Origin of the sequence: Halorubrum zhoui, from assembly GCF_051194155.1 — an archaeon.
In the GTDB taxonomy this organism is placed as follows: Archaea; Halobacteriota; Halobacteria; order Halobacteriales; family Haloferacaceae; genus Halorubrum.
On the sequence record NZ_JBLZNJ010000002.1, the window covers coordinates 58584 to 84960 of the forward strand.

The window sequence follows — 26377 nt, forward strand, 5'->3', positions numbered from 1 at the left end:
TGGTCGGAGTATTCGGCCTATTGCTGCTGTATATGTGGGGTCTCTGAGTCCGCCACGATATATGCCATGTCGGGCCCAGTACTAAATACTACTGGTCCGATTGCACTAGTTCAAATAAATTTGTTATCCGGCCCGTGTGGCACCACCACGGACAGGAGTCGTCTGATCGAGTTTGTCAAACTCGTCGGTCATCTGTGCACCTCCGCGGTGACGGTGCACTGTGCGCGGAACGTGTCAGATAACTCTAAAAAGTGTACGATATGTAATGGGGCCGGAGGGATTTGAACCCCCGATCGACTGATATCTCCGGCGCGCCTCGGAACTCCAGAGGGTCGTCAACACGAGCGATGATCAGTCGCCCGCTCGGTATATCAGTCTGGAGTGTCGTCCCGGGCGCGGCCTCTGGAGTCAGTCGCCATGCCTGGCTTGGCCACAGCCCCGTCGTGTGTCGCGTCTGAACGGTATGGAAACGCGGGTAAATGAATTTCGATCGGGCCTCGTCGTCATTCCCGGTCGTCGTCGCTCCAATCGCACTCTTGACACTTGTAGCCGGTCACGAACTCGGTGACGCTCGGCATGTAGCCGACAGAGATGACGTCCCCACCGCAGTCGGGGCACGCGCGGTCGGCGTCCGTTATCGCCTCTGCTTCGAGAACGTCGCCGCCTTCGATCAGCTCGGCGAGCTTCCCCGGCGTCACCATTCGACCCTGCACGACGCGATTGCTCATACCAGTTGTTCCGGCCGCGGCACCTAAATCCCGTCGGAGCCCGTCTACCGACTCCGGTCGAAGGCGAGCGCCAGACGCGTCGTCTCACCGCAGCTCACATCCACGGCGCTCGGGAGTCGTCGTCGGCAAACGGATCGTCACCGTCGTCGTCTGCCGGCTCACTGGCGGCGCCGACGTGCTCGTCGACGAGCCCACCCGGGTACGGGGTGCCAGCCGGCGCGTCGTCGACGTCAGTGTCTCCGTTTCCGTCGTCGTCGTCTCGCGTGCCACCGTCCTCGTCGTTCCGATCGGGAGCGTCTTCGCCCGTATCGCCGTCGTCGCCGACTCCTTCCGGGTCTCCTCCGTCACCGACGGCCGGAGTGTCGCCACCGGCCGGGCGGGCCGCAGTCGCGTGTTCGGCGTTCGGATCGTACGCGAAGAGCGCAGTGACCGCGAGCACCGCCAGTGCGACCGGTACCTCGGTTTGCATCATCCCGAACGGCCGCAACAGGATCGGCAGTGCGAGCACGCCGAGGGCGACCGACGAGCCGAACCGGAATCGGTCGATGTCGACCCGGCCCCGCAGATGCGGCGACAAGATGGCGACGACGAGTGCGAAGCCGACGCCAACCGCGGCTGCCGCAGTCCCGTTGAGCACGTACTCGGTCGAGGTCTCGATCGCGAACCCGCTCGGGTCGAGGCTCGCGACGAGCCCGAGCCCGATGATCACGGCCGGTCCGGGGAGGTACCGGCCGAACTCGGCACTCGCGGTTCGAGCCGCGATAGAGAGGATCACGAGTCCGGCGAACCGCTCGAAGATGGCGAGCTCCAGTACGCCCCTGAGCGTCGGTGCGAGGGCGGCCTCCACGGCGGCGATCGGGATGATGATCGCCCCGATGGTCAACACCGACACGACCATCTCTCGGCGGCTGCCATCCATCTCGGCGAGGATCACGGCGATCGTCGCCGACCCACCGAAGATGAGGATTCCGGTCTCGAGCACGCCAACCGGTGAGGCCAAGACGCCAGCGACGACGAGCGCGGCGAAGATGCCGTCGACGAGCGGCAGCGCCATCACCGTCGCCAGGAGCTTCGTCGCCCCGCCGACGCGCTGCTCAAGCTGGAGGGCAACCGGGTGTTTCGAGACGCTCATTCAGGGACGATGCCCGTACCCGCGGGGCGCGCGGTGAGACGCGGACGACCGCCGATGGCCGCCGCTGCGGCCACCGACGTCGGCGCCGACGAGGGCCCGACCAGTCCACGGTGTAAACGCGCACGCATTGCCGGGTGTAAAGCGTCCGCCGAACTCGAGCGTCGGCTGACCGGCGATACGGGCGTTTTTGGGACTGTCGGAGTCCATACGGGTATTACCCGTTCCGGTGATGTTAAGTATTGTGTGAGTCTCATCCGCACGACGTTCAGACCAGTGGTCGATCTGCGTCGTCGAACGGCACCCGACGCGAGCCATCGACGGGCACGAACGTGGATATCGGGTCCCCGTAGAGTGAGACACCCACGCACGGATGTGCTGACTCACAACGCTTTTGCCGACGCCCTCACGACGGCTTACATGGCGACGGAACCCGACCCGTTCTCTGCGAAACTCGAGGTCCCCGAGGCGTTGACCTTCGACGACGTACTGCTCCGGCCACGCGAGAGTCGCGTCGAGCCCGACGATGCCGACCTCACGACGACGGTCTCGAAACACGTCGAAATAACCCTCCCGGTGCTCTCGGCGGCGATGGACACGGTCACCGAAAGCGAGATGGCGATAGCGATGGCTCGAGAGGGCGGACTCGGCGTGCTTCACCGAAACATGACCGTCGAAGAGACGGCAGCCGAGGTCGAACGCGTCAAGCGTGCTCACGAGCTGATCATCCGGCGCGACAGCGTCGTCACCGTCGCCCCGGAGAACACGGTCCGGGAGGCAGACGAGCGCATGGAACGCGAAGGCGTCTCGGGAGCGCCCGTCGTCGACGACGACGACGTCGTGCTCGGGATCATCTCTGGGACCGACATTCGACCGTACCTCGAAGTCGGCGAGGAGGACGCCGTCGGCGAGGCAATGACCGACGAAGTCATCACGGCACCAGAGTCCGTCGACGCGCGTGAGGCGCTCGAGTTGATGTACGACCACAAGATCGAACGCGTTCCCGTCGTCGACGACGATGACCACCTCTCCGGGCTCGTGACGATGCAGGGTATCCTCCAGCGACGCGAACACGAGCAGGCCGCCCGCGACGACGCCGGACGGCTGGTCGTCGGCGTCGCCGTCGGACCGTTCGAGGAGGCGCGTGCGGTCGCAGCCGACGAGGCCGGCGCCGACGTCCTCTTCATCGACTGTGCACACGCACACAATCTGAACGTGCTCGAGTCGGCGGAGGCGATCAAGTCGACGGTCGACGCCGACGTCGTCGTCGGTAACGTCGGCACGCGAGAGGCGGCCGAGGCCGCGGTCGGCTTCGCCGACGGACTGAAGGTCGGCATCGGTCCGGGATCGATCTGCACGACGCGCGTCGTGAGCGGCGCGGGAATGCCACAGGTGACCGCCGTCGCAGAGGTCGCCGACGTCGCCGCCGACCACGGCGTACCGGTGATCGCCGACGGCGGAATCCGGTACTCCGGCGACGCGATCAAAGCTATCGCTGCAGGAGCGAACGCAGTGATGCTCGGATCGTACTTCGCAGGAACCGAAGAAGCGCCCGGTCGGGTGATCACCATGCAGGGGAAGAAGTACAAGCAGTATCGCGGGATGGGCTCTGTGGGTGCGATGAAGTCCGGCGGCGGCGACCGCTACCTCAAAGACGACGACGGCGACGAGGAGTTCGTGCCGGAAGGCGTCGAGGCGGCGACGCCGTACACGGGGACACTCGCCTCGGAACTGCACCAACTCGTTGGAGGGATGCGGTCGGGAATGGGGTACGTCGGTGCAGAGACGATCCCCGACGTCCACGACCGCGCCCGGTTCGTCCGTGTCTCGAGTGCCGGACAGACCGAGGGCCACCCGCACGACGTGATGATCACAGACGAGGCACCGAACTACAGTCCGAACGAGTGACGGTCCGTGCCGGCCCGTCACCCGGCTGCCGCCGTGCGGTTGCCCGGAAGGGGTATCTTCATATGTCTCGCGGCCAGTGTGTGAATGTGAGCGAACTCGTCGCTCGGGTGAGGCATGAGTGAATCACAGCCGCTCGTCTTGGTCGTCGAAGACGAACCCGACTTAGCCGATCTGTACGCCGCGTGGTTGGGCGACGAGTATCGGGTTCGGACGGCGTACGGCGGCCACGAGGCGTTGGACGTCCTCGACGACGTCGACGGCACCGTAGACGCCATCCTCTTAGACCGTCGGATGCCGGGGCTCTCCGGTGACGAAGTGCTCGCCGCCGTCAGAGAGCGTGGTGTCGACTGCCGCGTCGCGATGGTCACCGCCGTCGAACCCGACTTCGACATCCTCGAGATGGGGTTCGACGACTATCTCGTCAAGCCGGTCGCGAGCGACACCCTCCGTGAGACGGTCGAGGGGCTGTTACAACGCGGCGAGTACGACACGGGCGTCCAGGACCTCTTCGCGTTGACCTCGAAGAAAGCGATGCTCGAAGCAGAAAAGAGCGCGAGCGAACTCGCCGACAACGAGGAGTATCAGGCACTCACCGAGGAGATCGAGACGCTTCGCGCGGACGTGGACGACTCGCTCGAGGCAGTCGCAGAGACCGACGACTTCGAAGGGCTCTTTCGCGAGTTCGACGTCGACGCCTGATCACGTCACACCGAACGCTGGTCGTGACGCCGAACGTCCCGTCGGTGTCCCGAAATCGACCGGTAGACGTCGCTGGCGACGGCTTAAGTACGATCACGGCGAACGTACACACAGATGCGTCTCACCTCGTTACCGCTCGCCGCGCCCACGGTCGACCACCTCCACGAGCGTGGGATAACCGAGCTCTATCCCCCACAGGCTGCGGCCGTCGAGGCGGGCGTCTGTGAGGGTGAGAGCGTCGTGGCCGCGATGCCGACGGCCTCTGGAAAGACGCTCGTCGCCCAGCTAGCGCTCGTCACGGCCGACGGTCCGGGGTTGTACGTGTGTCCGCTCCGTGCGTTGGCTCGCGAGAAGTACGAGACGTTTGCGTCGCTACCGGACGTCGACGTGGGTATCTCGACGGGTGACTTCGACGCGAGCGCAGAGGAGCTGGCCGGCCACGACCTCGTCGTCGCGACAGCAGAGAAGGTCGACTCGGCGATCCGGAACGGCGCGACGTGGGTCGACGACCTCGCGTGCGTCGTCGTCGACGAGGTCCATCTCCTCGACGCGGAGCGGCGCGGACCGACCCTCGAAGTCACGTTGGCGACGCTTCAGCGGCGCAACCCCGGTGTGCAGGTCGTCGCGCTCTCGGCGACCGTCGACAACCCCGAGGCGATTGCCGACTGGCTCGACGCGACGCTCGTCGAGTCCGACTGGCGGCCAGTGTCACTGCGTACCGGCGTCTGTGTCGGAGACAGCGTCACGTTCGACGACGGCACCGAGACGGCGGTCGACGTCCCTGCGCCGACGGCACGTGCCGAGACGCCCAGTGGAGCCGACTCGACCGAGGATGTCCCCTCGATTGAAGCGGACGCAGCGGTCGACGAGACGTCGATCACCGCCGCACTCGTCGCCGAGACCGTCGCAGCGGGCGGCCAGTGTCTGGCGTTCGTGCGGTCGCGGGCCGAGGCGGCCCAACTCGCAGAGCGGCTCGCAGCAGACGACCTCGCCGAGACGATGGGAATCGAGTCGGTGGCGGCGACGGCCGCAGACGCCGTTCGAGACGTCGACGGCACGGTAACGGGGCGGACGCTCGCCGAGTGCGTGCAGTCGGGCGTCGCGTTTCACCACGCTGGACTCCGCTCGGGACATCGAGCAGCCGTCGAACGGGCCTTCCGGGACCGCGAGATCGCGTGTCTGTGTGCTACTCCGACGCTCGCTGCCGGCGTGAACGTCCCCGCTAGACGCGTCGTCGTCCGCGATCAGCGGCGCTACACGGGGTCGTCGATGGAGTGGCTGCCGACGCTCGAGGTACATCAGATGTGCGGTCGCGCTGGCCGCCCCGGACTCGACCCGCACGGGGAGGCGATCCTCGTCGGAGAGGCGTCGAGCCGTGACGCACTCGTCGACCGGTACGTCGAGGGCGATCCCGAGGCCGTAGAGTCGACGCTCACCGAACCGGCTTCGCTCCGTACTCACGTCCTCTCGGGCATTGCGACCGGGTTCGCAGCGACCGAGGCGGAGATCCTCGACGTCTTCGAGGGGACATTTTACGCCCGCGAGACGGGTGCCGGAGGATTAGCCGACGACGTCGCCGAGGCCGTCGACGACCTCGTCGAGATGGGACTCGTTCGTCGAGCCGGCGGGGTCGACGACTACCGACTGGTCGCCACCTCGATCGGCGAGACGACCTCGAAACAGTACGTCAGACCCGAGACGGGCACTACACTCGTCGACGGGCTCCGAACGGCGAGCCACATGGAGGCGGCGACGACGCTCACGGCCTTCGAGGTGATCTGTGTCACCCCGGACATGCAGGAGACGTACCTCGGCAGCCGTGAGCGGGCGTCGATGTATCGGTTCGCCAGAGCGAACGCGTCACACCTGACGACGAACATGGGCGAGACGGCCGACTTCGAGTCGTGGCTCGAGTCCGTCAAGACCGCCCGCATCCTCGACGAGTGGATCGACGGCGCGACGATCGAAGAGCTGGTCGAATCCTACCGGCTCGGGCCGGGTGACCTCGACTCACGGGTCGAACGCGCCGAGTGGTTGTTGAGCGCGGCCGGCGCGCTCGCGGAGACGATCGACGTGTCGGTTCCGGCGATAGCACGGGCGCGGTCCCGGCTCTGAGGGCATTCGCAGGCGCGCGCACGTACTCGCGTGACACCCGATCGATCGGGGAGTCAGTTGGCCGGCTCGGCCGCTCGGTGGTACGGGGTCCGAGCGATCGTCTCGCGAAGCTCTGCGAGTGACTCGCGGCTGACGTCGCTGGCAACGGCCATCACGGCGAACACCTCCTGGCGTGAGACTTTCACGCCGGCTTCGGTGAGCGCGTCCTCTGGCCGCGACCGGAGCTCTCTGAGCGTTCCGACGGCGAGGAGGTATGGGACCGTCCACGCCTCCATCGTGTTTCCGTGTGTGAGCGGCATACTCTCGAGGTACATCTGTGCGTCGTCGAGGAACGATCGGGCGTACTCGGCCGTGCGGCCGACCACTCGGGCAGCCGAATCCCGGTGTGCCGGGTCGACGACCGACTCTTGATCGACGCCCTCGGCGGCCAACCACTCTGCGGGGAGGTAGACGTTGTTCTCCTCGGTGTAGTCGTCGTAGACGTCCTTCGAGACGTTCACCAGCTGTAAGAGGAGACCGAACTCTTCGGCGGTGTCGCGGAGCCGTGAGACGCGTTCGTCGGCGACGTCGCCGCGCGTGAGGAGGTTCGTGATGAGCGTTCCGACCGTCCCGGCGGCGTAGTAACAGTACTGTTCGAGCTCGTCGCGGTCGTCGATCCGGAGCCCGCCGCAGTGTGCGTGACGGTCGACGAACATGGCCATGCCGTCGACCATCTCCACCACGGGCGGGACGATCGCCGACCGTACCTCGGGAGCGAACTGCTCGAAGGTCGCGACGATCGTCGGCGACTCTGCGACGACGACCCAGTCGTCGGTACGCTCACTCGGCGCGGGGAGCCACTCGTCGACCGCCGACCGGAAGGCAGCGATGTCTGTCTGCTCGTCCGGATCGACCGCGTCGCGGTACGTCTCGAGCAGCGATCGCTGTGTCCCCGGCGGGATGTGTCCCGCGTCTTCGACGGTGTCGGCGACCCGACAGAGGAGGTATCCGAGACAGATGTGTGATGCCATCGGCTCTTCGAGCACGTCGACGGTCAGCGCAAACGTCCGAGACACGCCCTGGACCGCTTCGTGGCACCACTGGAGGTCTGCGTCGGTGGGGCCGTATTCTCGTCCGCTCATTCAGTTACGTCTGTTTACGTCACTACCCATAAAAAAGCCTCGTGGGACGCACCGCAGACCGACGGGTCGGGTGAGACGGTGCGATCGCCGCCACGCCGTCACTCTCGCTCGCGCGCCGCGTCGCCGGAGCCGTCCTCCTCGGGTTCGTTCGCGTCTGATTCGGCGTCCACAGACGCGGACGTCTCTGCAGAGACGGTCTCGGCGTCGACCCACTCGAAGCCGGTCTCTCGTGAGCGACGGTCGTGGAGCGACGCCTGTAACCGCGTCGTGAGCGCGTCGCGGAGGGCGACCGCGTCGTCGGTGTCGACGTCGACCGCCGCGGCGTCGTCGCCGACGAGGGAACTCGTCCCGGCGGTATCGGCGACGACCGAAGCGACGTTCCACCGGCGCTGAAATAGGCTCCGCCGGTCGATCACGTTCTGGATCCGGTAGTACGGAACGGCCTTCACGCTCCGACTCCAGAAGCCGTTTCGCGTCAGGAGGTGATCCTCGCCGAGCCAGTACCCGCGGTGCCGCCACTGTAGGTGCGCTGCCGGTGGCACCGCGAGCAGCAGCAGGGCCGCCGCGTACCAGGGGGCGTCCACGCTGGAGAGCCGGTCAACGCCGAACGCGACGCTGGTGAGCACGCTCACGACGATCAGATACCGGATACCGTAGCGCCACCGAACCCGTCGCGGTGGACGGGCGAACGTCGGGTCACCGAACGACTCTACCTCTCGAGCCAGGTCGTACACCCGGTCGCGTCTCGCGATCGGGATCGCCGCCTGGTTCCCGTTCTCACCGCCTTGCCCCGGCGCGTACCCGGCCGTCTCGATGGTGAGCGTCGCGTAGCCGAGTGCACGCTTCGCCGGATTGTCGGTGACGGTGAGCGTCTGGACCTTCTCGACCGGAATCGAGCCGCTGTATCGGCGAAACAGGCCGCGTTCGTACCGGAGTTCGTCGCCGGCCCGCGAGAGCCGGAAACCGTAGTAGTTCGAAAACGACACCGCCGCACCGAGCACCCAGGAGACGACGACCAGCCCGCCGACCCCGGCGACCACCACCCCGCTGAGTGCCACCGCCGAGGCGTCTGGCAGGAGCCCGGAGATCACGGGCACAGAGCCCGAGCCGACGAACACGAGGAGTCCGATGAGCCGGCCGTCGAACGACAGCGCTCCGACGAGCGCGAGCTCGCGGGGAGAGAGTTCGAACAACAGCTCCTCGTCGGGCGCCGGCGACGCCGCGGTCTCTGTGCCGTCTGCCGACGCAGTATCGCGTTTCAGCCGCTGTACCTCGCGCTGGAGGCTCGTGGCGGCCTCGGGGGTGACGAACCGAATCGCCCCCTCCGTCTCCGAGCCACCCGCCGTCTCGAGGTCGACGGCGGCGACGCCGATAGCCCGTTGGAGGACGCTGCGGCTCACGTCGACGTTCTGTATCCGGCGATACGGGATCTCGCGCTCTCGTCTCGAGATCACCCCCGACCGAATGTCGAGCGTGTCGGCGGTCAACTCGTACTCGAACCGCCGATAGTACGCGACCTCGTAGGCGACCGCGGCCGCGAGTACGGCTGCGGCGAGACCGATCGCCGGCAGTACGCCGAATCGAGCAGAGTCGTTCACGACGAAGACGATCACGAGGACCACACCAGACACCTTCTGCAGGGCTCGGTACGGGATCGACTGGGGTGCGAGTTTCACACCGCGTCCTCCCCCTCTGCGCGTATCGCGAGTCGTTTCAGCTCCTCCCGGAGGTCGCTCGCACCGGCCGGCGTGAGCCCCGGGATTCGCACGTCGGCACCGCGCGACCCGGCCGTGTACACCACACAGGAGGCCAAGCCGGCGGTACGCTCAACGGGGCCACGGCGCGAGTCGACGTGCTGGATCCGGACGAGCGGAACCGTGGTCCTGACCTGCGTGATCACACCCCGGTCGAGATACAGGGCGTCCTCGCGAATCTCGTAGCGCCACCGCCGGTACCGCGCGATCGCGTGTCCAGTGCCGAGCGTGAGGAGGACGCCGCCGACGGCGATCGGGGCCCACGACGGGAGGAACTCCAGGTACGCGGCACCCCCGACCGGTGCCGAGAGCACGACTGCGACGAGCACCGCGCGAAGGATCCAAACGACCCGCACGCGCGGGTGGAGTCGTTGTGTCGTCATCGACGCCCCTCTGATGCGTGTCCGGATCGCATGTGAATTCGTTAGGCGTGGCCCGATATAAGATCCCGCGGAACGGACGACCGACTCCGGTGTCTCGTGTCGTCGCTCACGGCGGCACGCGGGTGGTGACCGACGGGGTCGTCGGCGCTCGGATCGCGCCGACGACCCCGTCGGTCACACGGCGCGGAGACGGTCAGCGGTCACCTCGATCGGCTCGGCGTAGTGCGCGACCGGCTCGCCGCTCGGCACGTCGAAGCCGTTCGCTTCGAAAAGAGAGTTCGTCCTGACGGTCGCCGTGGCCGGCCGGAGCGTCCACGGCTCGTGTGCTATCTCGCCGCGATACAGCCGCCGCCCAGCCGTGTAAAACCGGTAGTTCTCAAGTAAGAACGCCGGGAGCGAGCCCGACACTGGCGTGAACGAGTCACCGGTCGGCTCGTACGTCGCGTCGAACGTCGCCCGGCTGGCGTCTCCGTGCGTCCGGTCGCTGGTGATCGTGACTGCATCCCCGTCGCGGTCGACGCGCATCTGTGCCCGGTAGTACGGCAGTGAAAAGAGGCGTCTCGCGATCCCTACGCCGACCGCGTCGGCCGCGTCAAGGCTGTAGAAGTAGACGCCGGGACCTGCCGGACCCGTCACGTACGTTCGTAGGTTGAGCTCGGGAAACGACCGGCCGATCGGCGACCCTCGCGGCCGGATCGACTCCATGACGAACGGCACGACCCCGAGGTAGGCGTCGCCGTCGTGGGTCGCAACCGCGAGGCCATCTGGCAGTGTCTCCGCGACCACAGACGGGTCGACGGGCCAGTGTAAGAACAGTCCGTCACGCCAGGTCATCTCCAGCCAGCGACGACCGAACATACGCGACGTAGCGCTCCGAGGGGTATAATCCGCACGGCTTCACCGGTCTCATCGGGCCTCGGTGTGTCGACGGCGCCGTCGCATCGGACGATCTCGTTTCTCTACCGGCTCGCGTCGACGGCGCCGTCGCATCGGACGATCTCGTTTCTCTACCGGCTCGCGTCGTCGGTCGGCGCTCGCTCGGACGGGGGCGTCTCTCCGGCCTCTTTCCACTCGCCGACGCCCGACGGGTCGAGGTGGACGTGGACGTCACCGACTCCGACCAGCGACTGCAGGCGGGTGACGAGTTCGGTCTCTATCTCGTGGGCTCGTCGAAGGGTCATCTCGCCGTCGACCTCCGTGTGGACCTCCACCTCGAGGTCGGTCCCGTCGTAAAACACCTTCAGGTCGTGAACGCCGACGACCGCCGGGTGGGCCCGAAGGGTCTCGACGACCCGGTCACGGTCTGCTGGCGGCGGTGCACCGCCGACGAGGTACGTCACGTTCTCGCGGGCGATCTCGACGCCCTGGTAGACGACGACGAGACTCACGAGCGCCCCAGCCAGCGGGTCGAGCACCGGAAGGTCGAAGAGGACGCCCGTGACACCGACGACCGCGGCCACGCTGGTGTAGATGTCGTTGAGACAGTCGGCAGCGAGCGCGTCGAGTGCGGTCGAGCCGAGGTCGGTGTTCACCCGGCGAGTATACCAGTAGAGGAGGTACATATCTGCCATCGAGAACGCCAGCGCGACGAAGAGGAGCCCGCTGAACTGCACGTCGCTGCCGAACCGAAGTCCCTCCACCGAGCTCCAGAGGAGGTTGACGCCCAAGACCACGATCACGGCGCCGACGAACAGCGCGGTCAGGGGTTCGATCCGCTGGTGGCCGTGTGGGTGTTCGGCGTCCGGATCGTCGTACTGAGTCCCACCCCACACCAACACCACCACGCTCGCGACGAGGTCTGCGACGGAGTGAGCCGCGTCCGCCAACAGCGCCACGCTCCCGAAGGCGAGTCCGGCAGCTCCCTCGGCGGCGATCTTCACCGCGTTGCCGAGCACGTTCACCCCTGCGGCGCGTCTGAATCGCCGCTTCTCGTCGGAGACCGGTGCTGTCATCGTACGAGTACTCACCCGTCACCGGTGTTAAGTGGCACGTCCGTTGACGCCGGTGGAATCGTCGGTCCGCCGCCGACGGCGGAGTCGACGGCGACCTCGACGACGATCACCCGAACCGATACGTCGTCGTCCCGATCGAGTGTCGCCACCACTTCTGTAGGCGTCGTCGCCGACTCGTCGACGGTGACGCCGTCGACCGCATCCAGTGCGTCCGCCCACGCTTCCGCACGAGGGGACTCGACGCGAAGCCGAACGGCGGTGTGGGCGGCGACCGCTGGGAGCTCAAGTCGACGACGGTCGACGACCGACGTCCGCACTCGAACCGTTCCAGAACGAGCGATAGCGGCCGCTTCAGCAGCGGATCGCACGACGACGACGGAGACGACGGTTCGGTTTGCCGGCCCACCTAGCGTGGCGATCGGTGGGCGGTCACGTGGGGCCGACCCGACGCTGTCCGTCCGAAATCGGAGTCCCGACTCGTAGCCGCTGACAGCGCCGTCGTAACGGTACACGACGGACCCGACTCGACGCGTCACGTGCGTCTGAATCCGCCGACCCGCCGCGTCGACCGCTGCTACCGTGACCGTCGTCGTGGGTTCGACGGCGAGCTCGCCGCCGCCGAGTCGCATCAGGGTCTCTCCCTGCTGCGCTTCAGACCGCTCGATCGCGCCCATCTGCTCGTCGAAGGCCGCGACCGCCCGCTCGCCACCAGTGGCGTGTACGCGGTCGCGTCTATCCTCGAGCGCCGGCGAGCCGACGGCGAGGATCGGAAGCGTCGTTCCGACGATCAGCGCGAACACCAGCACGTAGCCGACTACGTCGCTGACTCCCCGCATGCCGAGTGCCTTCGGCGGTGGCACCGTCGACTCGCCGACGCGCTCGTCGATCATCGCTCGACCACCACGAGTCTGCCCGCCGCCGGATCGAGGGTGTCGGGCCGATACGCTACCACGACCCGTCCGCCACGAACGCTTCGTTCGGCCACCGACGTCCGTGAGCGGTGTGCGACGCTGACCGTTACCGCTGGGCGGCGGCTCTGTACGACGACCGCGTCGGCCGTCACGGTGACCGTGTACGCGGAGCCACCGACGCTCCTCGGCAGACCGATCGTCGTCTCGACGCCGAGTGAGACGGATCGGGGGTGGAGTCCAGTCCCGACACGATCTGCTTCTGCGATCCGAGCGAGCCGGTCCGTTCGTTCGAGTGCGGCCGCCGTCGTCTCCCCGATCACGGTGAGCTGGTCTGTCACTACTCGGTCGGTGTAGGTGGTCGTGACCCCGCCAAGACTGATCGTGAGGGCGGCGAGGAGGAGCGCGCTCACCGCGAGTGCGGCGACGTAGTCGACCACCGTGCTCGCCGCCCTGTCGCCGCTGACGGCCGACTCACACACGGGGCTCACCCGGAGCTACCCGAACGGTCGTCTCGAAACGGTGTGTCTCGCTCGCGTAGCCGACGACGACCGTCGCATCGTACACACCCGGTGAGACACCGCTGTGGTCGGCGGTCGGCGGCGATTCGGGTGTCCTCGCCGTTTGCACGACCATCGTCAGTGTTCCCTCGGCGGCGTCCGCATTCTCGACGCCAATCCGGTACGTTCGCGCGTCCGCGAGCGACGCCGCCGGCCACAGGTCGGGGCATCGGACCGTCCCGAGTCGCTCTTCGCTCAGGGCCAGTCGAAGTTCCTCGCGCTCGCTCACGTCGGAGACGGCACACACCACCCGCGGCGTCTCCGCGTCGGTTCCCGCCGCGACGACGACGTCTCCGGCCGTTCGATAGACGTACACCGCGTTCGTCGTCGTCTGCGTCTCGAAGACGACGCGAAAGGCCTGTTCGATCGCGTCGTGTCTCGTCGTCCGCTCGAGTCGCGTTGGATCGACGACGAGCACGACCCGTCGCGATCGGTCGACGTCGGCGGCGACGGTGTACGCACCCGCCCCGCTCGCGTTCACGAGCGATCCGTCCATGCCGCCGGTCGATACGATCCATCCGGGCGTCGTCCGTGCGACGTTCGACCCGAGGTACGCTACCGACCCGCTCTCTGTGGCGATTTCAGACAGGTCGTCGTTGAGGGTCGTGAGCCCGTCGACGGCGGCCACGCGTGCCGACCGAGTCGTCTCGTGGCTGGCTCGATTCACCGTCTCGAGGATCCGCTCCGTGCCGTCGACGGCCATCGCTCGGTACCGACCGGCATCGTCGCCAGGCGACGGCTCGTTGGTCGTCTCGACGACCGTGTACGCCGCCGCGTTCACCAGTGCCACGAGCGTGAGGAGCATCGCGGCGACGACGACGGCGGTCACCGCGAGCAGCTGTGCACGCGCCGGTCTAGACCCGGCCGAGGAGACGCCGACGGGTCGTGTCACGAACGCCATACGACGAGTTCCACCTCCACAGCCGCGTACACCGCTCCGTCATCGGACGGTGGCACGTAAAATCGCTCACCCGAACTGGCGTCGAGCGCGTCGAGCCGTCTGTCTTCGACGCCCGGTGCGGTCAGCGACGCGTTCTTCGGTATCGTCACGACACGACTCGCGGCCACCGCGCTCGCGTGCGGGACACCCGATTCCACGATCGGCTGGCGCACGACTGTTGGACGCCCAGCCGTGTGCTCGGTGTGGTACACTACCGACAGGGTGAAGCCGAGCCCCCGACGCACGAGGGTACGTTCGAGGGTCCGTCCGAACGCGGTCGGCAGCCGCGTCGCGTCGCCAGAAGGGTGATCGGCGGCAGTGCTGGCGAAGGTGCCTGCGACCGGGTCCCAGTACAACACCGTCTCGAGGAGCGCACCGGTGGCCGCACCCGTCTCGAGCAGGTCGACCGCACTCGTCCGGTAGAGCGGGTCGTCGTCGACGGCCGCGGACGAGGCGGGCACTGCCGTGGGGGGCGTCACCTGCATCGCCGCGCCGATCGCCGAGACGACGATCAGCGCCGCCAGCGCGACCTCGATCGTGTGTGCCTGTCCCCGACCGTCCGCACCGAACCCGCCGCGTGTTCGCGACTGCACGCTCACCACACCCACACCGTGAGGACGTACGCCTCTCCGTCGATAGTGACGACGCGACTCGAGGCGGCCGCGCCGGTTCGCGACGAGTCGGTCGAGCGGGTGCTGGACTCGGTCGTCGCAGATCGGGTCAGCCGACCGGCGACGTGACCGTGTGACGTCTCGACGCCGAAGACGATCGCTCTGTCGATCCCAGGCCGGTCGCCGGGGTCGTAGACGGCGATGCGGACGCCGTCGACGCCGAACGAGCCGTTCAACTCGACTCGGGTGAACGGACAGCCAGCGCCGGCAGCCAGTCGTTCGTCCGCGGTGAAGAACGCGACACTGCAGACCGGCGAGAGGGTCCCCGGCTCGGGAGATGCGTGGGCGACAGCCGACGTGCCGGTCCCGTCTGTAGGCTCCCCAAGCAGGTCGACGACCCAGGCGGCCACTCGGTCGGCGGTGATCTGGTCGGCAGCGGCTCCCGCGTCGCTCGTCGACTGTGGCGTCTGCGCTACGAGCGGCACCACCGCGCCGACCGCGAGGCCAAACACTAACAGGAGGAGTCCGGCGGCGACGACGAAGTCCACCTGCGTCTGTGCCCGCCGACGCCGGGCAGGTGTAGGGTCGATAGTCATCCGACGACACTCCACACTCCCAGGGTGATCGCGCCGTACGCGAGGACGAACGGGATGCCGGCCCGAAACGTTCCGGAACGCAAGTACCCACTCACCACCCCCGAGACGACCGCCTGTACCGTCGCCGCGTGGAAGAACGCGAGCGAGAGCGTGGCCGGGGCGATGCCGACGCCTCCATCGGCACCGCCCACCAGGCCCGCCGATGCGGCTCCACTCCCCGAGGAGAGTCCGCCAAGGGCGCCGACGAGTTGTGTCTGTAACACGGCCATCACGCCGAGCATCGTGAGGTACGTCACCCCGATGACGGTTACCTGCATTCGCGTGCGCGACCGTCGTTCGCGCTCGAGGTCGTCGTGTATCTCGACGGTCTCGGCCGCCGTCGTCAACACGGCGGCGATCCGTGACGACGCCGCTCGGGCGTCGGCGATCAGGGTGACTGCTCGGGCGAGTCTCGGCTCGGCGTACGCGTTGTTGAACTCGACGAGTGCCGTGCGGAGGCGCATTCCGTGGACGACCTTCGCGTGAACGGTGCCCAGCTCGCTCGCGAGTGGGTCAGCGGATCCCGATGCGACGGTCTGGAGCGACTCGAGCAGCGTCTGTCCCGTCTCGTTCGCGGCTGCGAGCGTCCGAAGCGTCTCTGCGAGCCGGTCGGTGACGCCTCGAGTCGTCCGCCGATTCCACTCGGTGAAGACGCCGAGCGGCCCTAACACGACGGCGGCGGGGGTGTACACCCAGACGGCCGTCGAGCGAACCGGCCGATCGAGCCACCCGGCCGGCGCGACCGGTGCGTGTCCGGAGATAGCCGCTGCGGCCAAGAGTCCCACCGCGACTGGGATCGTGATCAGCAGCGAGTAGCGTGGACGCGTGCGCAGGAGGTCGTGCGGGGCCTCGAGCACCGATACGATGCGATGTCTGCGCGTCCTCGCAGCGATCCGTTCGAACAGCGCGTTGCCCTCGACGGCCGATCCTCTGAGCGACTCGGCGTCTGCCGTCCGATCGGACCCGTCGCGCGTCGTCTGTGGCGCATCGAGAAGGCCGTCGACGGGCTCGTCTGGCGTCACCGCCGCCACGAGCACGATGAACCCGATGCCAGACAGCGGAATCAGGACGTACACCGTCAAGAAGACGAGGCCCGTCGTGGGCTCCCCCATCGTCGCCACGACGACGAGGACGACGATCAGGAGGAGCGGAAAGACGGAGAGCGTCACGTACAGCTCTCCGAACAGCTCGAGCGTCTCGAGCCGACGCTCTCGGTCGCGCTCGTCTCGCCGGCGGTAGCGTTCGGTTCGGTCTCGCAGGAAGGGTTCGATACGTCCCCCCGCGTCAACGACGGCGACCAAGTCCTCGATGAACGTCGACAGCGTCTCCGACGGAGTCGCTTCCGCTCGCCGTCGGAGCGCACTCCGGTAGTCTGTCCCGGCGTAACGCATCTCCGAGATGACCCGCTGAAACTCCACGGAAACCGCACCGTAGGCGTCCTCGGCACCCGCGAGCGCCTCGAGTACGGCGAGCTGATCGAGCCCGCCCGTCGAGAGCGCGTGCGCATACGCGACCGCATCCGGGAGCAGTCGGTCGATGTCTCGTCCTCGGTGGGCCGCGCGCACGTGCGGCCGGAGCAGCCACCCGCCGGCGCTCCCAACTCCGCCGATCACGCCGGTACACGCGCCAGTCACCCCTGCGGCGACGGCCGTACCGAACACTCCGTACCCGAACACCGCACCCACGAGCGTGAGGAGCACGCCAACGATGGTGCCGATACCGACCGCCCGTGTTAGATACTCGACAGCCGTCCGACTGGCGTGCACCCCCGCGAGCGCGCGGTCGACGCTGTCGACGACCGCGTCGTTCGGATCGAGCCATCGACACAGCGGTGGCGTCGAGCGACGGCCGACGTGGTCGACCCACCGAGCGACGCATCCCGCGTCGACGCCGTGCTCGAGTCGATCGAGAACGCCAGGGTCTCGATCTGTATCTCCCGACCGGGGGGAGAGACCGGACCTCGTGTCCTCACTCATCGACCTCACCGTCCACCTCGATCCCGTCCGTCCCGTCCGGTCGTGTGACGTCGGCCGGAGCGCCGGCACCGGCGTCGGTCCGTGGGCGTGCAGGGCCGGACGACGACGGGTCCAAACCGGTCGTGTATCGCGCTCCCGGCTCCGTGTGCGACGTCGCTTCGGCTCTCGAAGGCGACAGATTCGCCGCCGCGAGCACGGCGTTAGCCGTGTCACGGACCGCCTCGGTCGGCGACGGCCGTGGGGTCATCGCCTCGGCCGTCGCGTCGACGTCCACGTGAATCGACTCCATCGTCCGGAGCCCGTCGAGTGACTCCTCGAGCGTTTCGCTGGCTATCGACGAGAGGACCGTCGCTGGATCACGCATCGTCGCCTGAAACGTCGCCGCGACGGCCGCGTAGTCGGTGATCCCTCGCGTGAGGAGGTACGCCAATACGATTCGACGGCGGTCGAGGGCCGTCTCGAGTCGGTGACGACTCCACCCACGTTCGCGTCGTATCTGATCGAGCACGCTCGATTCGGCCGGCTGCTCGAACGCGTCCGCGTCGGCCCGCCACCGGTACACGTCTTTGACGGTTATCTCGTCGTTCTCGGGGTCGTATCGGGTTACCTCCGTGATGGAAGCGTTTCGTCTCACCCGGCGGCCGCCAAGGCGGGTCGAGCGCTGGATGCACACGACGTCGAGTGCGGTGAACATGCTCTTCGAGACGTTTATCGGATCGGTGGTGAAGCGCCTGATGACCTCGTCGACGCTGTCGGCGTGGAACGTGGTGTACGTGGTGTGACCGGTCGACATCACCTGAAACGCCGTTCGTCCCTCCTCACCTCGCACTTCACCGACGACGATGTACTCCGGCCGCTGGCGAAGCGCCGCCTCGAGCAGGTCGAACTCGTCTATCGCGTCGCCGTCGTCCGGAGCGAACGCCGGTCGAGTCACCGACGCGATCCAGTTGCGCTGTGGGAGTTCGACTTCACGGGTGTCTTCGATAGAGACGATCTTCGCGTCCGAGGGGATGAACAACGAGATCGCGTTCAGACAGGTGGTCTTTCCAGAGGCGGTCCCGCCGGCGAAGATGGCGTTCTTGTCGTTTTCGACACACAGCCACAAGAACGCCATTTGGTCGAGCGAGAACGTCCCCCAGCTGAGGAGGTCGACCGGCGTGTACGGGACGTCGGCGAACTGTCGGATCGTGTAGTTCGTCCCGTGGTCTGCGACCGTGTGGCCCAAGGTGAGCTGTGCACGTGAGCCGTCCGGGAGGGTCGCGTCTACCTGTGGGCGCCGCGTCGAGATGCCGCTTCCCGCCTCCTGTGCGAGCCGCCTGACGAAGTCGTCGAGTTCCTCGCGGTCGTGGTGGACGTTCGTGATGAGCTGTTCGTACTCGGCGTGGTGAACGAAGACGGGTTCGCCGTAGCCGTCACAGGAGATGTCCTCGACTCGAACGTCGTGTGTGATCGGGTCGATGGCACCGTACCCGACGAACGCACACCGCACGTGGTACTGCAGCGTCGACACCTGTGCAGCCGTGAGCGTCGCCGAACTCGCCGACTCCGTCGCTCGGCTCGGTCCGTCAACATCCGTGTGAGACGAGCCTGTCCGTCGAACTCGCCGCGTTTCGGTAAGCCCGCGTCGCTCGTCCGTGCTTGGCGCGTCCGTCTTTCCAGTAAGACGAGTGAAATACTCCCACAGTCGCGTCGAGACGCGTGTCATCGCCGCCGTCACCGTGGCGGCCGCGTTGGTGGCCCACCTCGTCGAACGACCGGCAACGCTACCGGCCTCCGGTGTGTCGGATTCGACACTGGCTCTCGACTCGTCGCGTGGGTAGAGGCCGTACCGATCGAGCAGCGTTCGGTACTCGTCGATGACGACGGCGGCACGGGCAGCGTGCGACTCGAGGCCGTGGTCGTCGTCGTACGGGATCGACGAACGGAGCTCCGTCGTGAGAAATTCGAGGAGGTCGGCCTCAACCGGCGTCAGCTGCGGCTGGACCACGTAGTACTTCAGTTCGTTCTCCGCCGTCGACCGGAACACGACCACGAACGCGTACGGCTCGTCGACCCAGTACCGGTCTACTTCTCGTAGGTGCGCCTTCGCTGCGGTCGGGACGGCCTGTTCGAGGTCGTATCGCGTTACCGGCGTCTCCGTGCCGGCCACGGTGGTGAAGAACGCGTCCTCGTCGAGCGTCGGGTCGACGTCGACGGTTCGTTCGTCGACCACGCTGGCCAGCGCTGCACTCGCCTGTGTCGCGTGCTCGAGGGCCGTAGACAGCGCGTACGGCTTCCCTGAGAGGACCGCCCCCGACTCGGACGGTGTAGTCCCGGCTTCGGCCGTCTCCGAGGTCATATCGGGCTTGGGCTCGGCTTCCGGTATAAACCTCCGCGAGGACGGTGTGCCCGTCCGCAGCCGGTGCGGCTTTATTCGTGCCGGTGTACTGCTCGTTCGTGAGACGCCTCCGCCGTCTCGGGGACCCTCGCGTGCGCCGACGGGTTCGCGACGCCGCTGCGGCCGAGTTGCTCGGCCGACCACGGAGTCTCGCGGCCGTCGCGACACTCACAGCGGCGATGGTGCTCGTGGGCGTGGCGTACTACGCCGACACGCTCTCGTCCGTTCCGACGGCTCTCTGGCCACTGTACGCGGACTCGGCGGTGGCGACGACGCTGTGTCTCGTCTCGCTCGTGACGCTTGCACCGGCCGTCGTGTCCGGCGTGCCACTCTCCTCGGCGTCGACGAGCCGGCCGCTGGCGTACCTCTACACGCTCTCGTTCGTGTGGCTGGTCCAGTTCGGCGTGTGGCCGCTCGTGTCGCTCAATCTCGCGTTCGATGCGTACGTCTCGGCTCCCGCCGCGTGGGTGTACTACTGGGGTGTCCTCGGCACACACCTCCTCTTCGTCGGCGTCGCGCTCTTGTTCCCAGCGTTCGGCCGGACCACGCCCGGTGCCCTCGGCCTCGCGCTGTGTCTCGGTGTCGCCAACGTCGTCGTCGACTACGGTCTGGGGTACCACCCACCGCTGCTGTACGAGCCGGGAGCGACTCTCGCGGGTGCGACACTCGCTATCGCCGTGTTCGCCGTGTGGCTCGCGAGTCGCTCGTTTCGTCGACTGGACGCGACGACGTGACGGTTGACACGACACCCAGGGGTCGGTGCGACGAGGTCGGCCCGAGCAAAAGGAGTGTATCGTCGACCGTGCCTGTGTGTGCGCAGTGGGCTAGACGTGCGCGACGGGATCCACGCGAACATAGGTCAGTCGTGCCCGTGACCGAGCGAAGCGAAAGAACGGGCGCGACGGGATTCGAACCCGCGATCGAGAGGTTAGGAACCTCCCGCCCTGTCCGCTAGGCCACGCGCCCAACCGGGACGTCGGCGGGGGCCGGGTGAAGCCGCTGGACGCTACGCGCTCGGTTCGGTCTCGCTCTCGAGTTCGTCGTTCTCTTCGACCGTGTCGGCCGTCGCGTCCGTCGTCTCACCGTCTTGCATCTGCTTGAGCTCGTCTTCGACCTCTTCACGGCCCTTCTTGAACTCGCCCATTGCCTGGCCGGTCGACCGGGCTAGCTTCGGGATCTTGTTGGCACCGAACAACAACACCAACACGAGCAGGATGATGAGGAGCTCCGGACCCGCCGGAATGCCGCCGATTAGTGGGATCGCAGTTGCCATCTCTACCCGTCCGTAACCCTGTTGCGATTATAGTCTTTTTGCCTTCCTGGGGTCCGACTCCCGAAGATTCGTTCACACCAGCCCGTATATATCCCCTCGGGGCGATACGTGCGGTATGGTCGACGTAGGAGACGACGCCCCGCCGTTCGCTGCCACGCTCGTAACCGACGACATCGAGCCGTTCACGCTGCAGGACTACCTCGGAGAGGGGCCGGTGGTGCTGGCGTTCTTCCCGGCAGCCTTCTCGCGCACGTGCACCGACGAGATGCGTACGCTTCGTGACGACGTGGACGCGTTCCCGGCCGACGCCACCGTCTTCGGCATCAGCACCGACCTCCCGCACGCACTTTACGCGTACCGCGAGGAGTACGACCTCCCGTTCGGCCTCGTCGCCGACCCAGACCACGAGGCTATCGATACGTACGACGTGGTCGAATCGTTCGACCGCTACGGCGTCGACACCGTGGCTCGTCGCGCCGTCTTCGTGATCGACGCCACAGGCGTGGTCGAGTTCCGCTGGCTCGCCGACGATCCGGGCCAAGAGCCCGACTACGCGGCAGTTGCCGAGGCGGTCCGGTAGCCGACGTCGCAGTATCGGTGAACGGTGGGCCGAAGAGACCGATCGAACGCGTACGGAGAATCGAGGAGAAAGCCTCGCGCTTCAGCGCGGGGAGAGTGTCGAGGACGCGTGTATCGAGCCAGTAAAAACTGGACTCGACGGCGTTGAACGTCCAGACGAGTCGCCGTGCGTGGACTGTCAGGCCGTGTCGTCGCTCGGACCACCCCTGAAGAGGTGGGCGTCCGCTCGCCACGTGTCAGTTCATATGGCCCCAGCGACGTCACCGCGCTATCGGCTCACGCGTCGTCGGTCGTCGCTCTGTCGTCGGCTCACGCGTCGTCGGCATACGCCGACTCGGGGACGATGTCGACGGCAGCGACCTCGTCGTCCGGCTCGAGGTTCATCACGATGACGCCCATCGTGTTGCGACTCACCGTAGAGATCTCTTCGATGCGCGTGCGAACGATCTGTCCGTCGCCGCTCATCGCGACGAGGTGGTCGCCGTGTGTGACCGCTTCGATAGCGACCACGCTTCCGTTTCGCGATCCGGTCTTGATGTCGACGAGGCCCTTCCCGTTTCGCGACTGCGGTCGGTACTCGTCGAGGTCGGACCGCTTGCCGTAGCCGTTCTCCGTCACGGTGAGCACCCAGTTGTGTCGGTCTTCGTCGATCGCCGCGACGCCGGCGACGGCGTCGCCGGGTTCGAGGTCCATGCCGATGACCCCACGGGCCGTGCGACCCATCGGTCTGACGTCCGACTCGTCGAATCGGATCGCCATGCCGTCTCGACTTCCGATCACGATGTGGCGGGTGCCGTCGGTCACCTCCACGTCGACGAGCTCGTCGCCGTCTTCGAGCCGAATCGCCCGGATACCGGTCGATTGGATGTTCTCGAAGGCCTCGACGCTCGTTCGTTTGATGTACCCGTCGCGGGTCACCATCGTGAGGAACTCGTCGTCGTCGAGGTCGGCCGTGTTCACCACCGCCTCGATCTCCTCTCCGTCGTCGAGGTCGAGGAGATTTACCGCTGACTTCCCGCGGGCAGTCCGCGAGAGCTCGGGGATCTCGTACGTCTTCAGTCGATATATCTGTCCGTGATTCGTCACCACGAGCAGATAGTCGTGTGAGTTTGCGACGAACACCGACGAGACGCGGTCACCGCGTTTGAGGTCGGCGCCGATGACCCCCTTTCCGCCGCGGTTTTGTGCTCGGAACGTCTCCAGTGGCATTCGTTTGATGTAGTCGTCCTCGCTCATCGTGACGACGTACTCGGCCTCGGGAATCAGGTCCTCGTGGGTGACCGTCCCGGTGTCCTCGATGAAGCTCGTCCGGCGCTCGTCGTCGTACGCCGACTTGATCGACTCGAGTTCGTCGACGATGACGGCGTCGAGTTCGTCGGCGTCCTGGAGGATCGTCTCGAGCCGCTCGATCCGGTCGACGACGCCCGCGTACTCCGACTCGATCTCACGCGTTTCGAGGGAGGTCAACGACCCGAGCTGCATCCGGACGATGTGTTCGGCCTGCGCCTCGGAGAAACCGTAGTCGTGCTCGAGTGCAGCTCTCGCGGCCGATCGGTCGTCCGAGTCTTGGATCGTCTCGACGACGTCGTCGACGTTCTCGAGCGCCTTCAGCCGTCCCTCGAGGATGTGTGCGCGGTCTTCACGCTCTGTGAGCTCGTGGCGAGACCGTCGACGAACCACCTCTCGGCGGTGGTCGACGTAGTGTTCGAGCGTCTCTTTCAGATCCAGCACCTGTGGCGAGCCGTCGACGAGCGCGAGGTTGATCACCCCGAAGGTCCGCTCGAGATGGCTCTCTAACAGCTGGTTCTTCACGACGTCGGCGACCGCGTCGCGGGTGAGGTCGACGACGATGCGGATGCCGTCTCGGTCCGACTCGTCGCGGAGGTCGCGGATCCCCTCGATCGTACCGTCGGTTACGTCCTCGGCGATCCGTTCGACGAGCCGCGACTTGTTCTGTTGGAACGGGAGCTCGGTGATCACGATCCGTCCCTCTTCCTCGTCCACCTCGAACTCGGCGCGGACCCGAATCCGTCCGCGGCCCGTCTTGTACGCCTCGTGAACGGCGTTTCGGCCGACGATGTTCGCTCCCGTCGGGAAGTCCGGTCCCTTCACGTGATCCATCAGGTCCTCGACGGTCGCGCCGGGATTCTCGATCAGCTCGACGGTCGCGTCGATCACCTCCCCGAGGTTGTGTGGCGGGACGTTCGTCGACATACCGACGGCGATCCCCGAGGAGCCGTTCACGAGCAGGTTCGGGAACGCGGCCGGCAACACCGCGGGCTCTTCGAGCCGGTCGTCGTAGTTCGACTCGAAGTCGACGGTGTCGCGTTCGATGTCGGCCAACAGCTCCTCGGCTATCGGCGACATCCGGGCCTCGGTGTATCGCATCGCTGCCGGGGGGTCGCCGTCGACGGAGCCGAAGTTCCCCTGTCCGTCGACGAGCGGATACCGCATCGAGAAGTCCTGTGCCATCCGCGCGAGCGTGTCGTAGATGGCGCTATCGCCGTGTGGGTGGTAATCACCCATCGTCTCGCCGACGATCGACGACGACTTTCGATGGGCGGCGCCGCTCGTGACGCCCGCCTCGTGCATCGCGTAGAGGATCCGCCGGTGGACGGGTTTTAATCCGTCACGGACGTCCGGGAGCGCACGACCCGCGATGACCGACATCGCGTAGTCGATGTACGACTGCTCCATTTCGTCTTCGATGCGTGCATTCGTCACCTGTGCGGCGCGGACGTCTCCAGGGTCTGTTGGCGGTGTCTCAGAGCTCATATGTCCACCCACTCCGCTTCGGTCGCGTGCTCTTTGATGAACTGCTTTCGGGGCTCCACGGCGTCGCCCATCAGTACGCTGAACATTCGGTCGGCTGCGGCCGCGTCGTCGACGGTGATTCGTTTGAGGATCCGATTCTCCGGGTCCATCGTCGTCTCCCACAGCTGTTCCGGGTTCATCTCGCCGAGTCCCTTGAATCGCTGCACCTGATCCGGCGATCCGTCACACTCCGACGCCACGATCGCATCGCGCTCGTCTTCGGTCATCGCGTCGTACGTCTCTCCACCGTTTCGTACGCGGTACAGTGGGGGCTGTGCGGCGTACACGTAGCCGGCCTCGAGAAGCGGCTTCATGTGTCGGTACAAGAGCGTGAGCAACAGCGTTCGGATGTGAGCGCCGTCGACGTCGGCGTCGGTCATGACGATCAGCTTGTTGTACCGTGCCTCTTCGACGTCGAACTCCTCGCCCACGCCCGCGCCGATCGCGGTGATGAGCGCGCGGATCTCGTCGTTCTCGAGGATGCGATCGAGCCGGTGTTTCTCGACGTTCAGTATCTTTCCTTTGAGCGGCAAGATCGCCTGGTTCTCCCGATTGCGTCCCTGTTTGGCGCTTCCGCCGGCGCTGTCTCCCTCCACGATGAAGAGTTCGGATTCGGCCGGGTCACGGGTCTGGCAGTCGGCGAGTTTGCCGGGCAGTGCCGTCGACTCTAGTGCCGACTTGCGACGGGTCAGCTCTTCGGCTTTCTTGGCTGCCTTCCGAGCCCGCGCGGCCTCGGCCGCCTTGTGGACGATCGTACGCGCCGTGTCCGGATTCTCCTCTAAGAACGTCCCGAGCTTTTCGTGGGTCGCCGACTCGACGACGCCGCGAACCTCGCTGTTTCCGAGCTTCGTCTTGGTCTGTCCTTCGAACTGCGGGTCCGGGTGTTTGACCGACACCACGGCCGTCAGTCCCTCGCGGACGTCCTCGCCGGTCAGGTTCGCGTCGAGGTCGTCGACGAGTCCGTGTTCGTTGGCGTAGTCGTTGACGACGCGGGTGAGTGCGGTCTTGAATCCGGTGAGGTGTGTCCCCCCCTCCCGGGTGTTGATGTTGTTCGCGAAGGCGTGTACGGAACCCTGTAGCTCTTCGGTCGCCTGGAGTGCGACCTCGACGTGTACGCCGTCGGCTTCGTCGGCGAAGTAAATGACCTCGTCGTGGATCGGCGTGCGGGTCTCGTTGAGGTACCCGACGAACTCGCGGATGCCACCGTCGTAACGAAACGACTCTTCGGTTCCCGCACGCTCGTCGGTTAGGGTGATCTCGACGCCAGAGTTGAGAAAGGCCAGCTCGCGGAGGCGGTTCGCAAGCGTCGACGCGGTGAACGTCGTCGTCTCGAATATCTCCTCGTCGGGCCAAAAGCGAATCTCGGTGCCGGTCTCCTCGTCGGGCGCCAACTCGCGGACCCGTTCGAAGCCGTTCGGCTCCGGCTCGCCGCGGCTGAACGCGTGCCGGTAGACGCCGCCGTCACGTCGGACTTCGACTTCGAGCCGCGCAGAGAGGGCGTTGACCACGCTGACGCCGACGCCGTGGAGCCCTCCAGACACCTGGTACGACTTCGAGTCGAACTTCCCACCGGCGTGTAACACCGTCATGATCACCTCGAGGGCGGGACGGTCGTACTTCTCGTGGGTGTCGACCGGGATACCGCGGCCGTCGTCGTGGACGGTGACGGAGCCGTCGTCGTGGACGGTGACCTCGATCGCCGCACAGTACCCCGCGAGCGCCTCGTCGATGGCGTTGTCGACGACTTCGTAAACGAGATGGTGGAGCCCGCGGTCGTCCGTAGATCCGATGTACATCGCCGGACGCTTGCGGACGGCCTGCAGGCCCTCTAAGACCTGTATCTGGCCCGCTCCATATTCGGTCTCCTCTGGCATAGAACGTATCAAATGTAGTCCGCGATGGGTTATAAACCCGA

At 66.6% G+C, this 26377-nt stretch carries 22 protein-coding genes, 2 tRNA genes and 1 pseudogene; 5 read left to right on the forward strand and 20 right to left on the reverse strand.

The window, feature by feature from the left end; translation table 11 throughout:
* Positions 1 to 266 precede the first annotated feature (266 nt).
* From ACNTAO_RS01985 to ACNTAO_RS12470, 4 genes are all read right to left on the reverse strand, one after another.
* Positions 267 to 440: transfer RNA gene (locus tag ACNTAO_RS01985), tRNA-Trp, on the reverse strand.
* Between the two features lie 63 nt (positions 441 to 503).
* Complete coding sequence (locus tag ACNTAO_RS01990) at positions 504 to 728, reverse strand: DUF5795 family protein (RefSeq protein ID WP_435160271.1); 225 nt, start codon at positions 726 to 728, stop codon at positions 504 to 506.
* Between the two features lie 94 nt (positions 729 to 822).
* The gene (locus ACNTAO_RS01995) at positions 823 to 1860 is read right to left on the reverse strand and encodes a DUF5794 domain-containing protein (RefSeq protein ID WP_435160272.1); all 1038 of its coding nucleotides are present in this window, start codon (positions 1858 to 1860) and stop codon (positions 823 to 825) included.
* On the reverse strand, positions 1861 to 2175 hold the full coding sequence (locus tag ACNTAO_RS12470) for a DUF8099 family protein (RefSeq protein ID WP_496923235.1): 315 nt from the start codon (positions 2173 to 2175) through the stop codon (positions 1861 to 1863).
* 102 nt (positions 2176 to 2277) lie between these two features.
* Between ACNTAO_RS12470 and guaB the strand changes: the two genes are divergently transcribed.
* The 3 genes from guaB to ACNTAO_RS02010 all read left to right on the forward strand — a co-directional run bounded on the left by guaB (position 2278) and on the right by ACNTAO_RS02010 (position 6579).
* Positions 2278 to 3765 (forward strand): IMP dehydrogenase, encoded by a 1488-nt coding sequence (guaB, locus tag ACNTAO_RS02000; protein WP_435160273.1) that lies wholly within the window; start codon positions 2278 to 2280, stop codon positions 3763 to 3765.
* 114 nt (positions 3766 to 3879) lie between these two features.
* The gene (locus ACNTAO_RS02005; protein WP_435160274.1) at positions 3880 to 4464 is read left to right on the forward strand and encodes a HalX domain-containing protein; all 585 of its coding nucleotides are present in this window, start codon (positions 3880 to 3882) and stop codon (positions 4462 to 4464) included.
* Between the two features lie 114 nt (positions 4465 to 4578).
* Entirely contained in the window at positions 4579 to 6579 is a 2001-nt protein-coding gene (locus ACNTAO_RS02010) for a DEAD/DEAH box helicase (RefSeq protein ID WP_435160275.1), read from the forward strand.
* Between the two features lie 53 nt (positions 6580 to 6632).
* Here ACNTAO_RS02010 and ACNTAO_RS02015 read toward each other — a convergent pair whose 3' ends face one another.
* From ACNTAO_RS02015 to ACNTAO_RS02070, 12 genes and pseudogenes are all read right to left on the reverse strand, one after another.
* Positions 6633 to 7700, reverse strand: coding sequence for a phytoene/squalene synthase family protein (locus ACNTAO_RS02015; RefSeq protein WP_435160276.1), 1068 nt, complete (start codon positions 7698 to 7700; stop codon positions 6633 to 6635).
* Positions 7701 to 7798: 98 nt separating this feature from the next.
* Positions 7799 to 9376 (reverse strand): PH domain-containing protein, encoded by a 1578-nt coding sequence (locus ACNTAO_RS02020; RefSeq protein ID WP_435160277.1) that lies wholly within the window; start codon positions 9374 to 9376, stop codon positions 7799 to 7801.
* The gene (locus ACNTAO_RS02025) at positions 9373 to 9837 is read right to left on the reverse strand and encodes a PH domain-containing protein (protein ID WP_435160278.1); all 465 of its coding nucleotides are present in this window, start codon (positions 9835 to 9837) and stop codon (positions 9373 to 9375) included. The genes ACNTAO_RS02020 and ACNTAO_RS02025 overlap by 4 nt, the downstream gene beginning before the upstream one ends.
* Before the next feature lie 174 nt (positions 9838 to 10011).
* Positions 10012 to 10695, reverse strand: a complete 684-nt coding sequence (locus ACNTAO_RS02030; protein WP_435160279.1) for a YqjF family protein — start codon at positions 10693 to 10695, stop codon at positions 10012 to 10014.
* 149 nt (positions 10696 to 10844) lie between these two features.
* Entirely contained in the window at positions 10845 to 11789 is a 945-nt protein-coding gene (locus ACNTAO_RS02035) for a cation diffusion facilitator family transporter (RefSeq protein WP_435160280.1), read from the reverse strand.
* Positions 11790 to 11800: 11 nt separating this feature from the next.
* Entirely contained in the window at positions 11801 to 12679 is an 879-nt protein-coding gene (locus ACNTAO_RS02040; protein WP_435160281.1) for a DUF7289 family protein, read from the reverse strand.
* Positions 12676 to 13188 carry a DUF7266 family protein gene (locus ACNTAO_RS02045; protein ID WP_435160282.1) on the reverse strand — a complete coding sequence of 171 codons (513 nt, stop codon included), beginning with the start codon at positions 13186 to 13188 and terminating at the stop codon, positions 12676 to 12678. Before ACNTAO_RS02045 ends, ACNTAO_RS02040 begins: the two co-directional genes overlap by 4 nt.
* Entirely contained in the window at positions 13172 to 14158 is a 987-nt protein-coding gene (locus tag ACNTAO_RS02050; RefSeq protein WP_435160283.1) for a hypothetical protein, read from the reverse strand. Before ACNTAO_RS02050 ends, ACNTAO_RS02045 begins: the two co-directional genes overlap by 17 nt.
* Complete coding sequence (locus tag ACNTAO_RS02055) at positions 14146 to 14790, reverse strand: DUF7288 family protein (RefSeq protein WP_435160284.1); 645 nt, start codon at positions 14788 to 14790, stop codon at positions 14146 to 14148. The genes ACNTAO_RS02050 and ACNTAO_RS02055 overlap by 13 nt, the downstream gene beginning before the upstream one ends.
* 2 nt (positions 14791 to 14792) lie before the next feature.
* Positions 14793 to 15404, reverse strand: a complete 612-nt coding sequence (locus ACNTAO_RS02060; protein ID WP_435160285.1) for a DUF7287 family protein — start codon at positions 15402 to 15404, stop codon at positions 14793 to 14795.
* Positions 15401 to 17419 carry a type II secretion system F family protein gene (locus tag ACNTAO_RS02065; protein WP_496923236.1) on the reverse strand — a complete coding sequence of 673 codons (2019 nt, stop codon included), beginning with the start codon at positions 17417 to 17419 and terminating at the stop codon, positions 15401 to 15403. The genes ACNTAO_RS02060 and ACNTAO_RS02065 overlap by 4 nt, the downstream gene beginning before the upstream one ends.
* Positions 17420 to 17444: 25 nt before the next feature.
* Positions 17445 to 19652 (reverse strand): annotated as a pseudogene (locus ACNTAO_RS02070) (type II/IV secretion system ATPase subunit); the annotation flags it as partial.
* Positions 19653 to 19855: 203 nt separating this feature from the next.
* On the opposite strand from ACNTAO_RS02070, the gene ACNTAO_RS02075 reads away from it, so the two are divergent.
* Positions 19856 to 20530, forward strand: a complete 675-nt coding sequence (locus ACNTAO_RS02075) for a DUF1405 domain-containing protein (protein ID WP_435160286.1) — start codon at positions 19856 to 19858, stop codon at positions 20528 to 20530.
* Positions 20531 to 20689: 159 nt separating this feature from the next.
* On the opposite strand, the gene ACNTAO_RS02080 is transcribed toward ACNTAO_RS02075, so the two are convergent.
* Both ACNTAO_RS02080 and ACNTAO_RS02085 read right to left on the reverse strand, forming a co-directional pair.
* Positions 20690 to 20762, reverse strand: a tRNA-Arg gene (locus tag ACNTAO_RS02080).
* 40 nt (positions 20763 to 20802) lie between these two features.
* On the reverse strand, positions 20803 to 21069 hold the full coding sequence (locus ACNTAO_RS02085; protein ID WP_435160287.1) for a Sec-independent protein translocase subunit TatA/TatB: 267 nt from the start codon (positions 21067 to 21069) through the stop codon (positions 20803 to 20805).
* Between the two features lie 115 nt (positions 21070 to 21184).
* On the opposite strand from ACNTAO_RS02085, the gene ACNTAO_RS02090 reads away from it, so the two are divergent.
* The gene (locus tag ACNTAO_RS02090) at positions 21185 to 21649 is read left to right on the forward strand and encodes a redoxin domain-containing protein (RefSeq protein WP_435160288.1); all 465 of its coding nucleotides are present in this window, start codon (positions 21185 to 21187) and stop codon (positions 21647 to 21649) included.
* Between the two features lie 308 nt (positions 21650 to 21957).
* Here the strand turns inward: ACNTAO_RS02090 and gyrA are convergent, their stop codons facing one another.
* Together gyrA and gyrB are read right to left on the reverse strand one after the other, a co-directional pair.
* Complete coding sequence (gene gyrA, locus ACNTAO_RS02095; protein WP_435160289.1) at positions 21958 to 24423, reverse strand: DNA gyrase subunit A; 2466 nt, start codon at positions 24421 to 24423, stop codon at positions 21958 to 21960.
* A complete protein-coding gene (gene gyrB / locus ACNTAO_RS02100; protein ID WP_435160290.1) occupies positions 24420 to 26336 on the reverse strand; it encodes a DNA topoisomerase (ATP-hydrolyzing) subunit B in 1917 nt (638 codons plus the stop codon). The genes gyrA and gyrB overlap by 4 nt, the downstream gene beginning before the upstream one ends.
* Between the last annotated feature and the right edge of the window lie 41 nt (positions 26337 to 26377).